Here is a 12,756-nt window from a genome sequence, read left to right as displayed (position 1 = left end):
GATCCAGTTCACACGCCAGCACAACCTTCAGGAGTCGACACCATGAGATACGCACATGCCACGCTACTCGTTATCAGCCTGCTGTCACTCAGCGCCTGCACCATCTTCGAAGCAAAACAGCAGCCCCAGGCACAGCCGGCCTCGGTGAAAGAACTCTCGGTCCCGGTGGGGAAGAACTGGAAGGTTGTTGAAGAGCCGCCCACCCTGGGCAACGAGCGGCGGGAGCGGTTGCCGTTCCAGACCGAGCAGTCGGTGCAGCCCGAGGGGACCCAGCGCCCGAGCGCGGCCCCCGAGGAGAAGGAGCGCAAGATCGAGACCACCCGCTAAGCGACGCCACCCTTACCGTCAGGCGGGCGCCCCGGCGCCCGCCCGGATCAGAGACCGGACCCGGTCCAGCCATGGCACTCCCGAAGCACCCCGGTAATCCATAAAGCCTACACCATCCTCGAGGGGAGACCGATGGACAGAAGACTCTATCTGAGCATACTTGCGGCCCTGGTCACGGCCGCTGCCGTCGTCCTGATGGTTATCCTGGCCGCCCCCATCCTGAAGCCGCTCGCCTGGGGGCTCATCATCGGCGTTGCCACCATGCCTCATTACAACCGCGTGCTGCGCCGCTACCCGGGTCATCCGAACCGCTCCGCCGGCCTGATGGTGTTCGCCGTAGCCGTCTGCTTCGTCCTTCCCGTCGCCGCACTCGTTGCCACCGCTGCGGTCAACGCCCCCGACTGGTACCGGCAGGTGCTGCAGCTGGTCCAGACGGTGGCCAAGACCGGCACTTCCAGCTTCGGTCATTTCCCCGCGGTACAGAAGATCATGTCGCTGGTGGATCGGTTCGACATCGACCTGGCCGGCATCGGCGGCAAGATCGCCTCCACCAGTTCCACCGTCATACTCGGCGTCGCCACCGACCTGGCGCGCAACATGTTCAGCTTCCTCGGCACCCTGGCCATCGCCCTTTTCATCCTCTACTTCATCTACCGCGACGGCGAGCGGGTGGTTTGCGCCTTCATCGGCAGGCTTGCCCCGGATCCGCGCAAGGCGCAACACTACGCCTCGCAGATCCGGTCCATAACCACCGCGGTGACCGTAGGGACCGTCCTTACCTGCGCCACCCAGGGGGTCTTGGCCGGGCTCGGCTACTGGGTTGCCGGGGTGCCGGCGCCCATCTTCTGCGGCGCGCTCACCGCCATCGCCGCGCTGATCCCGGTGGTGGGCACCGGGGTGGTCTGGGTGCCGCTGGTCGCCGTCCTCGCCCTCAACGGCTCCTATCTTGCCGCGGGGCTCCTCGCCGCCTGGTGCATCATCTTCGTGGGCATAGCCGACAACGCCATTCGCCCCCTCGCCATCGGCGCATCCAGCGACATCTCTACCCTGGCCGTGGTCCTGGGCGCCATCTGCGGCGTGATCAGCATGGGGCTGCTCGGGTTGATCGTGGGGCCCGTCATCTTCGCCGTCTTGTTCACCTTGTGGGACGATGCCGTGGCCGACACCGAGGCGACGGACGAGGGGGAGATCCCCTGATGCCGACGCGTTCGCGCGGCTCAGCAAGCCGGCCCGCCGGAGGAGGTTCTATCGCATGGTAGGTCCCAAACGGATTTCTCGAGTCAGGCTTTTCGCCTGCGTGCTGTTGGTGATCCTTTTCTGCTGCACCTTTGCGCGCGCGGCAGAGACCGAGTCCTCGGGGGAACGGGCGCTCCTGGCCAAGCACTCCCTCCTCAAGGCCAAGCTCGACAAGAACCAGTTCGGTGCCCCGATCTACCTCGAATCGCTCGAGGGGCAGGACTCGGTGCGGGTCGACATGTACGGCATCTTCCATTACCCCTTCGAGGCGGTCCGCGAGGCCCTGCAGTCCCCGACTGCCTGGTGCGACATCACCCCGCTGCACATCAACATCAAGGCCTGCGTCTACAAGACCACCAAGCAGCAGACCCAACTGACCCTCTACAGCGGCCGGAAGTACTTCCAGCCCCCATCCGACGCCTATCCGCTGAAACTCGCCTTCCGGGTCGCGTCCAGCCAGCCCGACTACCTGGAGCTCGCCCTGGTGGGGGAAGAGGGGCCCTTCGGCACCAAGGACCACCGCATCGGCGTTCAGGCCGTGCCGCTGGAGGGGCAGGGAACCTTCCTGCATTTCAGCTACACCTACAGCCACGGCACCATGGCGCGCATGGCCATCAAGACCTACTTCGCCACGCTCGGCAGGGACAAGGTAGGCTTCACCCTGGTCGGGGACGATGGGAAACAGTCCTACATCGACGGCGTGCGCGGTGCGGTGGAGCGCAACACCATGCGCTACTACCTCGCCCTGCAGACCTACCTGGATGCCCTGAAGTACCCGGAGGGACAGCGCTTCGAGCAGCGCCTGAACCGCTGGTACGACTTGACCGCCAAGTACCCGCGCCAGTTGAAGGAGATCGACAAGGCGGCCTACCTCAGCAACAAGAAGATGGAGCGGGCCCAGCAGGAGGCCCTGCAGGCGAAACAGGGGAACTGATCCGGGTATCGCCGCCACTCAAGGCAAAGGACAGGTAATGGCAGAACCGATTGTCGAACTGAAGGGGATCGGCAAGAGCTTTCGCGAAGGGGACCGGGAGCGGGTCGTGTTCCGCGATGCCTCCCTCTCCATAGCCACCGGCTCCTGGGTCTTCCTGCTCGGGCGCAGCGGTTCCGGAAAATCCACACTGTTGAACCTGGTCAGCGGCATCGACCTTCCCGACGTGGGGGAGGTGAGGGTGGACGGCGCCGCTTTGAACCGCCTCTCCGAACGCGAGCGCACCCTGTTCCGCCGCAACCACATCGGTTTCGTTTTCCAGTTCTACAACCTGATCCCCACCCTCACCGTGGAGGAGAACGTCCTGCTTCCCCTTGAGCTGGCCGGGCTTCTCACCCCCGTGCAGCGCCGGCGCGCGGGCGAGCTCCTCGACGCCGTGGGGCTCGCCGACCGGTCCCGCGCCTTTCCCGACCGCCTCTCCGGCGGCGAGCAGCAGCGCGTTGCCGTGGCCCGCGCCCTGGTTCATGCCCCCAAGCTGGTACTGGCCGACGAACCGACCGGGAATCTGGACGCGGAAACCGGACGCCAGGTACTCGATCTGTTCCAGCGCCTGCTCCGCCCGGCCGGCACCACGCTGGTGCTGGTGACGCACAGCAGCGAGGTCGCCACCCTCGCCGACCGGGTACTGAGCATCAAGGACGGTGTCCTTGTGGACGGGGCCGGTCTGCCGGGAGCGAGGCCATGATCCTGTGGCGCGCCGGGATGCGCAACGTGCTGCGCCACCCCTGGCTCACCGTGCTAGCCGTCCTCGGCGTCGCCCTCGGGGTCGCCGTGGTCACCGCGGTGGATCAGGCCAACGAGGCTGCGCAGCGGGCCTTCCGCCTCGCCGCAGAAACCGTTGCCGGGCGCGCGACGCACCAGGTGGTCGGCGGACCAACCGGCCTTCCGGAGGAGCTCTACCGCACGATCCGCGTCCGGCTTGGCTTGCGCGGCTCCGCCCCCGTGGTCACCGGGCACCTGCAGCTATCAGGCCGCACCTTCCAGCTGATCGGCATCGATCCCTTTTCCGAGCCTCCCATCAGGAGCTTTTCCTCCCGCTTCACCGATCGCAGCGTGCTAACCGACCTCATGACGCGCCCCGGCGCGGTCCTGATGCTTGCCAGTAGCGCCGCCGAGCGCGGCCTTAAACGCGGCGCCACCTTCCCCGCGGACAGTGCAGGCGTCAGGTGGCAGCTGATGCTGGCCGGGATCCTCGAGCCCTCCGACGAGGTGAGCCGGGTCGCGCTCGCCTCGGTCCTTGTCTGCGACATCGCCACGGCGCAGGAACTCCTTGGCCTGGTCGGGCGATTGTCGCGCATCGACCTGGTGCTGCCGGGAGGAGAAGAGGGGGCGGGGGTGCTCGATGAGGTACGGTCCGTCCTTCCCCCCGGCGCCGACATTGCCCCCGCCGGCGCCAGGGCCGGCGCCCTGGACAAGATGACCCGCGCCTTCCGGCTGAACCTGAAGGCGTTGAGCCTCCTCGCCCTCGTGGTCGGGATGTTCCTGATCTACAACACCATGACCTTTTCCGTGGTGCGCAGAAGGCGGCTGATCGGGATGCTGCGTGCCCTCGGGGTGAGCCGCCGCGAGGTCTTCACCATGATCTGCGCCGAGGCGCTCCTGATCGGTATCGCCGGCACCATCGCCGGGCTTGCGGCGGGTGTCCTGCTCGGCTCGGAACTGACCCGGCTGGTCACCAGGACCATCAACGACCTCTATTTCGTGATGGAGGTGCGCCGGTTGCCGCTGCTTCCGGCGGCCCTCTGGAAGGGGGCGCTTCTCGGGGTCGCCGCCACCCTGGCCGCCACCTTGCCGGCCGCCCTGGAGGCGACCGGCGCCCCCCCGCGCGCCATGCTGTCGCGCTCGCAGGTGGAGTCCCGCCGCAGGAGGCTGGTGCCCCTCGCCGCTTGCTGCGGAGTCATCCTGATGCTGGCCGGTTGCGCCCTCTTCCTGACCGAGCGCGGCGGCATCGTGGGCGGTTTCGCCGGGCTATTCGCCGTCATCGTCGGCTACACGCTGCTGGTTCCCGCCGGGGTGATGTTCATGTCTGCGCTGCTGCGTCCCCTGCTCGAGCTGCTGCTCGGCTCCCTGGGGAGGATGGCGGCCCGCGGTGTGGTGGTGTCGCTCTCCCGAACCGGGGTGGCGACGGCGGCGCTGGTGGTCGCCGTGTCCGCCGGGATCGGTGTCGGCATCATGGTGGGGGGCTTCCGGCTCACGGTGCAGAACTGGCTCGGCAACTGGCTGCAGGCCGATGTCTACCTCACCTCGGCCGACCGGGGCGGCGGCCGCTACCGTCCCCCGCTCAACCCGGCCCTGGTGCGGCGCCTCTTAGGGCTCCAGGGGGAGGCCCAGGTGACGCTGTCGCGCCGCGTCCGGATCGAGGGGGCGTCCGGCGCTACCGAGGTTTTCTCGGTGCAGGTCCCCGAGCGGAGCTTCCTGCGCTACCCGTTCAAGGATGGGGATCCCGCCCTCGCCTGGAAACGCTTCAGCCGCGGCGAGGCCGTGCTCGTTTCCGAGCCGTACAGCTACCGGCACCACCTGCACCCCGGCGACAGCGTCGTCCTGCGCACCAGCCGCGGCGAGAGGCGGTTTCCTGTGGCCGGCATCATCTATGACTACGGCTCCGACACCGGCATCGTCATCATGAGCCGTACCGGCTACGTTGCGAACTTCGGCGACGAAAGCGTCGACGGCATGTCGTTCACGGCGGGGCCCGGGCTCAGCCTGGCGCGGCTCCTGGAACTGGTGCGCGATAGGGCAGGGGAGGAGCAGGTGACGGTGGTTTCCAACGCGCAGTTGCGCCAGGCGACGGTCGAGGTCTTCGACCGTACCTTTGCCATCACCGGGGTGCTGCGCATGCTGACCATGCTGGTCGCCTTCGTGGGGATCCTCTCCGCGCTTATGGCCATGCAGGTGGAGCGGGCCCGCGAGCTCGCCGTGCTGCGCGCAGTGGGGCTCACTCCGGGGCAGGTTTGGGGTGTGGTCTGCGGGGAGACGGTGCTGATCGGGCTCATCGCCGGGCTCTTGTCGCTCCCCTTGGGCATCGTCGAGGCCCTGGTGCTGATCTACGTGGTGAACCTCCGCTCCTTCGGCTGGACCATGCAGCTGGCGATCACCCCGGCGCAGCTCGTCCAGGCGGTCGTTCTTTCCGTCACCGCCGCCTTCCTCGCGGGGATCTACCCCTCGCTCAGGATCGCACGCACCTCGCCCGCCCAGGCGCTCAAGGAGGAAGAGTAGCATGCGCCGCCTCCTGTTCATCGCCGCGGCCGTTATCCTCGCCGCGCTGCTGCTCTGGTACCTCTGGTCCGCCTGGCGGCCGGCCGCAACCGCGCGGCCCGAAACCTTCAGCGTCACCCAGACCCTCGGTGGGGGGGGCGCTCCCGGGTATCTCCGCGCCGAAAAGCCGCGCCGCTTTTCCTTTCCTGCCGATCACGGTCCCCACCCCGGCTATCGCAACGAGTGGTGGTATTTCACCGGCAACCTGCAGGCCTCGGACGGGCGTCGTTTCGGCTACCAGCTCACCTTCTTCAAGACGGCGCTCACCCCCGGGGCAGAGGCCAGGCTATCGGCCTGGGGGACCAACCAGGTCTACATGGCGCATTTTGCCGTGACCGACGTCGCTGCAAAGAGGTTCCGCTTTGCTGAACGCTTCAGCCGCGGTGCGCTGGGGCTTGCCGACGCGGGCGGGGATCCTCTTGCCGTGCGCCTGGAGAATTGGGCGATGCTGCAGAACTCCGGCCGTCCCTGGGGTGTCAGGTTGACCGCAGCGGAGCCCGATATGGCCGTGGATTTCAACCTGGTGAGCGTGAAGCCCGAGATCCTGAACGGGGCAGGGGGACTAAGCCGCAAGGGGGGTACCGCCGGGAACGCATCGTACTACTACTCGATCCCCCGCATGGCGACGTCCGGGACCCTGCGCATCGGGAAGGAGCGCTTTGCCGTGAGCGGGCTTTCCTGGCTGGACCGGGAATGGAGCACCAGCGCGCTCGAGCAGGACCAGGTCGGCTGGGACTGGTTCGCCCTGCAACTCGATGACGGCAGGGACGTGATGTTCTACCGGTTACGAAAGCGTGACGGCAGCAGCGATCCCTTTTCAGGCGGGACCCTGGTCGCCCCCGACGGGCACAGCATCGTGCTCAAGCGTGAGGACGTGCAGTTGGAGGTGGTGAGGTGGTGGGAAAGCCCGGCAAGCCGCGTCCGCTATCCCTCGGTGTGGCGCCTGCGGGTTCCAGCGGCTCGGATTGCCCTGGAGATTGAGCCGAGGCTCGCCGACCAGGAACTTTTGACCGGGTTCCGTTACTGGGAGGGGGCGGTTGCGGTGCGCGGCGTGGAGGGGAGTCCCGGCGGTTCCGGCTATCTGGAGATGACGGGGTATTCAAGCGGGTCGGCAGATAACAGCGGGACCGTCGGAAGGTAGTCCTGAAACAGAAAAGCACCCGGCCGGAGTCGAGTGCTTTACTTGGAAACAAAAAAAGGACCTAGGAAACTCCCAGGTCCTTTTGTAATTGATGGTGGAGCTGAACAGGATCGAACTGTCGACCTCTTGAATGCCATTCAAGCGCTCTCCCAACTGAGCTACAGCCCCATCTAAGGAGTCATGTTTATAGCAAACGGTGCTTTGACTGTCAATAAATAATTCTTGCCGGGATGTAAAAAAGTTATTCCCGCACAGCCGCACTGGATGCGGCTTTACGCACTTGGCACTGCACAACCGATCACTCCTGTTCCGGTTTCGCCAAGGCGGCGTGCTTTTAATGATGACTTGGCTGCGGTGTCTGCGATATCTTTCACCCTAGGCGTAGCGAAGTAGGTATTTCGTTTCCTCCTATACAGTCGTAATGTCTCTGACCCGATATGTCATAGACAACCGCAGCCAAACCGCTGGTCAGTGCCCCCTGTGCTGTCCATCGACCGTCCATGGGATCGTTGTCGCATTGAACATCCGCCGAGCACTCTGAACACCCGGGAGAGTCGCTGAGGTGATATCCGACCACCAAAATTCCTTCCCGCACACCGGATCCGTCAAAACAATCCTCACTAGATCTGTAATCACCGTACTGGTCTGGACCCTGCTCCTTTCACTGGCCGTGTGGTGGAACGTCCGCGTCGCCTACCAGCAGGCGTTTGAACTTGCCAGGACGCAGGCCGAGATAGCGCTTGCCAAGGATCTCGCCTTCAGAAAATGGGCCTCCAAACGCGGCGGTATCTATATGGAGCAAGGGCCGCTGGTTTCGCCCAGCCCTTTTTTGAATCACGTACCCGATCGGGACCTGGAAACCACCGGGGGCGTGCAGCTTACGCTGAAAAACCCGGCCATGATCATGAACGAAATCACCCGGGAAGCCCCCCAGTTCTACGGTATAAATACAAGGATCACCTCCAGGCTGTACATCAACCCGGTGGATGCGCCGGACGAGTGGGAGCGGACCGCCCTGTTCATCGTGGAGGGGACCCGCGAGACTTATTACACCGCGACGCTCATCGACGGTAAGCCCCACCTGCGCATGATGCAGCCCATGATCATGGAGCAGTCATGTATCAAGTGCCATGCCTGGACCGGAATCAAGGTTGGGGAGCTGCGGGGGGGGACCGACGTTTCGATACCGCTTGCGCCGTTTTACGCCGCTGCCGGGAAGCAGGCCCGTGGAGTTGCGGCCAGTCACGGTGCGATCTGGCTTTTGGGACTCGTCTCGATCGGTTTCATCACACGACGTACCATGATCGTCGAGGTGGAGCGTTCTCATCAAGAGGCCCAGTTGAAGGAGAAAAACCTCGAACTCCAGGACTCCAAGCAGTACCTTTTGACCATCATCGAGTTCCTGCCCGATGCCACGCTCATCATCGACAACTCCGGCCGGGTGGTGGGGTGGAACCGCGAGCTCACCAGGCTCACCGGGGTGGCGCCCGAGTCGATGATCGGCCGGGGCGGCTTGGAATATGCCATCCCGTTCTATGGTCACCGGCGTCCTCTCTTGATCGACCTCGCCTTGAACCCCGCCGTCGATAGCGAGGGGCGCTACGAAGGTTTCGTTCGCAACGGCGACATCGTGCAGGGCGAGTGCTACGCCCCGCGCCTCGGCGCAGCCCCGGCACACCTTACCTCATCCGCATCCTTGCTGCGCAACTCGAAAGGGGAGGTCATCGGCGCCATCGAGTGCATCAGGGACACTACCGAGCAGATGAAGACGCAGAAGAGGATCAAGCTGCTGGCCAAGATCTTCAACGAAAGCGGCGAGGCGATCGTCATAACCGACAGTGAAAACAGGATAATCGAGACCAACAAGGCTTTTACCCAATTTACCGGGTATTCGCACGAGGAGGCACTCGGCAAGAACCCCAGGGTCCTTAAGTCCGGTATCGAGGACAAGAAGTTTTACGAGAACATGTGGCGTTCCATCCTTGAGACCAACTACTGGCAGGGGGAGATCTGGGACAAGCGCAAGGACGGTACCCTCTATCCCAAATGGCTCACCATCACTGCCATTCGCGATCCAGACAACACCATCACTAACTACTTCGCGACCTTCTCCGATATCACGCTTCGTAAAGAGGCTGAGAAGCGGATTGAGCAGTTGGCCCACACCGACACGCTCACCTCGCTTCCCAACCGGCACACGCTGGTCGAGCGGTTGACCCAGGCCCTCGAGCAGGCCAAACGGGGAGAGCACATGCTTGCCGTCCTCTTCGTGGACCTTGACCGCTTCAAGATGATCAACGACACGTTGGGACATCACGTCGGCGACCTGTTGCTGATGGAGGTGGCGTCCCGGCTGAAGGGCTCGCTGCGGGCGGAGGACGTCGTGGCGCGGTTTGGTGGCGACGAGTTCGTGGTGGTGCAACCAAGGATACGGTCGCAGGTCGAGCCGGCGCATCTGGCCGAGAAGATCCTGAAAACGGTGGCCGCGCCGTACTTCCTGGACAACAACACGGTCTATACGAGCCCGAGTATCGGCATCAGCGTCTTTCCAAGCGACGGGATGACGGTAGCGGAACTCTTCAAGAACGCGGACGCGGCGATGTACCACGCCAAGGCCGCCGGGCGAAACACCTACCAGATGTTTACCAGCGAGATGCACACCGCCGCGCGGCAACGGCTCGCCATCGAGAACAGCCTGCGCAGCGCGGTCGCCAACGACCAGTTCGTGCTCCATTACCAGCCCCAGGTGGAACCGGCCAGCGGCAGGTTGGTCGGGCTCGAGGCCCTGGTGCGCTGGCAGAACCCGGATGACGGCCTGGTCTTCCCGGACCGGTTCATCCCGGTTGCGGAGGAGACAGGACTGATTCTGGAGATAGGGCGGCATGTCTTCGAGAAGGCCTGCCAGCAGGCCGTGCGGTGGCGTGAGGCAGGGCTTCCGCCCGTGAAGATCGCGGTCAACCTGTCAGCCCGGCAGTTGCGGCAGCCAGATCTTCCGGAGATGCTCTCGGAGATCATGAAGAACTGTGGCGCTGACCCCGGGATGATCGAGCTGGAGGTGACCGAAAGCATGACCATGGAGCGTCCCGTCGAGAGCGTCAGGATCCTGGGCGCCCTGAAGGCGATGGGGATCGGGCTCGCCATCGACGATTTCGGGACCGGCTATTCTTCTCTTAGCTATCTCAAGCTCTTCCCGGTGGACAAGCTGAAGATCGACCGCTCCTTTGTGAAGGATATCGAGGTCGATCCGGACGATGCCGCCATCGCCTCGGCTACCATCGCCATGGCGCACACCCTGGGCAAGAAGGTGGTGGCGGAAGGGGTGGAGACCGAGGCGCAGCTCGAGTTCCTGGTGCGGCATGGTTGCGACATCATCCAGGGGTATCTGTTCAGCAAGCCTCTGTCGGCCGAAGATGCCGAGCTGTATCAGGCGAAGCTGGCGGAGCGCACCGTCTGACAAGAATGCGACATGTTAGGCAAAGTTACTTGACCGGCGCACGTTTTGTTGGTATAAGATGTGTCTCTTTGAGGCGCTACTATTAAAAAGCGCTGCAGAAGACGCCGGAGTGGTGAAATTGGTAGACGCACTGGACTCAAAATCCAGCGGGGGTGACCCCGTGTCGGTTCGACCCCGACCTCCGGCACCATATAAAAATAAAAAGGCTTAGCTCTCACGGGCTAAGCCTTTTATTTTTTCTGACGTCAGCAGGTGCTTTCACTTCGAACACAGGACCATGCGTATAACCGGCTCATAGTGAGACTACAGATTTGCTACAGTACAAGAAATATAATTGATCCATATTAACCTGCATGTTAATCTGCGGCCTACGGCCCAATCTTGTTCCGCAGCTACTATCAGTTGAAAAGTGTCGTTGCACTGGGCATAGTTACCGGGCTTCCGAGCTGGAACTGAACAGCGGAACCAGGGGGCGGTAGTTGATTAGTTGGCTGAGAGCGGAAAGTGCCGCAGAAATAGTTAACAGGTCAACTGCGTCCCTTAAACTATGAACTGCGCCGTTGGTCGGTAGTCAGCCTCAGCCCTATTTGACGAAATAAAACTAAAGCAAAGTGAAAAACGAAAAAGAGGTGATAGCGTGGCTAAAATTTGTATTTTACTGATTTGCATTTGCATTTTTTTGTCTGGTTGCTCAAACACGAGAGTAATTGGTCACAAGACTGCCAATATTGCCGGACCGATTCATGAAATAGTCGTGGTCCTTGACAATAAAACCTTCAAGGCAAGGGAAAAGAGTGATCAGGCCTACATCAACACTGTAAACAACACCATGAAAAAGGTATATGCGGTTGTCCATAAACGAATCCCCGAGGTATTCGCGCAAAACGGTATAAAAGCCAAAGCCTATCTCAATGTAGACGAGTCGTCAGGCGAACCGGCGACCCTGCCCCCCATGCAATTGAAAGAGTTCCCCTACCTCCTCACCATAACCCCCAGTAACGCCAGCATCAGAAAACAAGATGGCAACACCAATATTGATATGGCGGCCCATATCTATGACCAATTTCAGGAAAAGATCGTCTGGCGCGGCTCGATTACCTATAGCGAATCATCCTACGCGCTGATTAATGACAAGACGGCGGACGTATTCCTAGACAGGATATTAAACCGGCTTAGAGATGTTGGGTTTGTTTCATTGAAGCCGGATGACACGTTGCGAGTTTCCGCAGCTGACCCGCCTAATGCCCCCAATCTCACTACATCGAGCGAAGCCGGGCCGAAGAGCGAGACCGCTTGCTCCAAGGCGATTATATGGATGAAAGAAAATAACAAGTGGGGACCGAACGCGCCGATAGTCCAGAGTTTCCAGAAACAGTTCGACTCTGGAATCGGGAAAAGCAAAGTGGTGTGGGAGGTAGGAAAGGGCTTGACCAAAGATGGTAAAGATTACCGGATTGAGTGCATCAATGATAATCTGAACATCAAGGAGCTAACTGCTGAGGAGGCAGATAAGCGTCACGTTAAAGATACCAGCGTGAAGTTCTGGTCGAAATAGAGAATAGAAAATGATGAGTGCAGCGACGATTATTATAGGCGTCATCTTTTTTATGGAAGCCTTGAACCATGACTTCACCTGAGGCAAGCACAGCCTTCGCGGTTTGCCCTAAGTGTTCGGCGCCGCGCCAGCCAAATTGTGACACCTGCCCCAGGTGTGGTGTCATTTTCGCTAAGGTACGGCAGCACCCGGATCAAACGCCTGCGAAGCAGGAATTTGACTTGTCGTTGGCTGCGGATGTTGCTGCCAAGCCCGCTGCAACGGGCGTTGTTGCCGGCCGATGTGCATTGCTCGCCCTCCTTGCGTTCTACAGCTTTTGCATCCTGACCCATCCTGTCGCCTCTAATTACGTGGGCGAAACGTTCCTGCACCTCGTCAATCTTCCCTTCCACGAGGCAGGGCACGTCCTCTTTTCACCTTTTGGTCGCTTCCTTCAGGTCGCCGGGGGGACGATCATGCAGCTTCTGGTTCCGGCTGTTGTGGCAATCTCCTTCTACATGCGCGGGGACCGCTACGCTGCTGCGGTCGGCATCTGGTGGTTGGGAGAGAGCATGGCGGATGTGGCTCCCTACGCGGATGACGCACGGGCCGGCCAACTGCCGCTCCTGGGGGGTGTCACGGGGAGTGAGGTGGAAGATTACCACGACTGGGAGGTGATGCTGGGGAAGCTTGGGCTGCTTACCTGGGATCATTCCATCGGCAGCTTTTTCTTTGTCACCGGTGGTGTCGTCATGGCAGCAGCCATCATCTGGGGCATCATGGTATCCTTTCGCCAGCCAAAAGCTGACTGATACCTG

Annotated in this window: 9 protein-coding genes and 2 tRNA genes; 10 read left to right on the top strand and 1 reads right to left on the bottom strand. The window is 62.0% G+C overall.

What is annotated here, in order from left to right; translation table 11 throughout:
• Positions 1-42 precede the first annotated feature (42 nt).
• From KOM00_RS10275 to KOM00_RS10250, 6 genes are all read left to right on the top strand, one after another.
• Complete coding sequence (locus KOM00_RS10275; RefSeq protein WP_216498830.1) at positions 43-327, top strand: hypothetical protein; 285 nt, start codon at positions 43-45, stop codon at positions 325-327.
• A gap of 132 nt (positions 328-459) precedes the next feature.
• Positions 460-1,524 carry an AI-2E family transporter gene (locus KOM00_RS10270; protein ID WP_216498829.1) on the top strand — a complete coding sequence of 355 codons (1,065 nt, stop codon included), beginning with the start codon at positions 460-462 and terminating at the stop codon, positions 1,522-1,524.
• Positions 1,525-1,579: 55 nt separating this feature from the next.
• The gene (locus KOM00_RS10265; protein WP_216498828.1) at positions 1,580-2,497 is read left to right on the top strand and encodes a hypothetical protein; all 918 of its coding nucleotides are present in this window, start codon (positions 1,580-1,582) and stop codon (positions 2,495-2,497) included.
• A gap of 37 nt (positions 2,498-2,534) precedes the next feature.
• Positions 2,535-3,239 carry an ABC transporter ATP-binding protein gene (locus KOM00_RS10260; RefSeq protein WP_216498827.1) on the top strand — a complete coding sequence of 235 codons (705 nt, stop codon included), beginning with the start codon at positions 2,535-2,537 and terminating at the stop codon, positions 3,237-3,239.
• Positions 3,236-5,770 (top strand): ABC transporter permease, encoded by a 2,535-nt coding sequence (locus KOM00_RS10255; RefSeq protein ID WP_216498826.1) that lies wholly within the window; start codon positions 3,236-3,238, stop codon positions 5,768-5,770. The genes KOM00_RS10260 and KOM00_RS10255 overlap by 4 nt, the downstream gene beginning before the upstream one ends.
• Before the next feature lies 1 nt (position 5,771).
• Positions 5,772-6,950, top strand: coding sequence for a lipocalin-like domain-containing protein (locus KOM00_RS10250; protein WP_216498825.1), 1,179 nt, complete (start codon positions 5,772-5,774; stop codon positions 6,948-6,950).
• Positions 6,951-7,042: 92 nt separating this feature from the next.
• Here the strand turns inward: KOM00_RS10250 and KOM00_RS10245 are convergent.
• Positions 7,043-7,118: transfer RNA gene (locus KOM00_RS10245), tRNA-Ala, on the bottom strand.
• 394 nt (positions 7,119-7,512) lie between these two features.
• Here KOM00_RS10245 and KOM00_RS10240 point away from each other — a divergent pair.
• The 4 genes from KOM00_RS10240 to KOM00_RS10225 all read left to right on the top strand — a co-directional run bounded on the left by KOM00_RS10240 (position 7,513) and on the right by KOM00_RS10225 (position 12,750).
• Positions 7,513-10,404, top strand: a complete 2,892-nt coding sequence (locus tag KOM00_RS10240; RefSeq protein ID WP_216498824.1) for an EAL domain-containing protein — start codon at positions 7,513-7,515, stop codon at positions 10,402-10,404.
• Between the two features lie 103 nt (positions 10,405-10,507).
• Positions 10,508-10,594 (top strand) — tRNA-Leu (locus KOM00_RS10235).
• A 447-nt stretch (positions 10,595-11,041) separates the two neighbouring features.
• The gene (locus KOM00_RS10230) at positions 11,042-11,959 is read left to right on the top strand and encodes a hypothetical protein (protein WP_216498823.1); all 918 of its coding nucleotides are present in this window, start codon (positions 11,042-11,044) and stop codon (positions 11,957-11,959) included.
• Between the two features lie 221 nt (positions 11,960-12,180).
• Complete coding sequence (locus tag KOM00_RS10225; protein WP_216498822.1) at positions 12,181-12,750, top strand: hypothetical protein; 570 nt, start codon at positions 12,181-12,183, stop codon at positions 12,748-12,750.
• The last annotated feature ends 6 nt before the right edge of the window (positions 12,751-12,756 follow it).

This window comes from Geomonas diazotrophica, from assembly GCF_018919385.1.
In the GTDB taxonomy this organism is placed as follows: domain Bacteria; phylum Desulfobacterota; class Desulfuromonadia; order Geobacterales; family Geobacteraceae; genus Geomonas; species Geomonas diazotrophica.
This window is presented reverse-complemented; position numbering and strand designations above follow the sequence as displayed.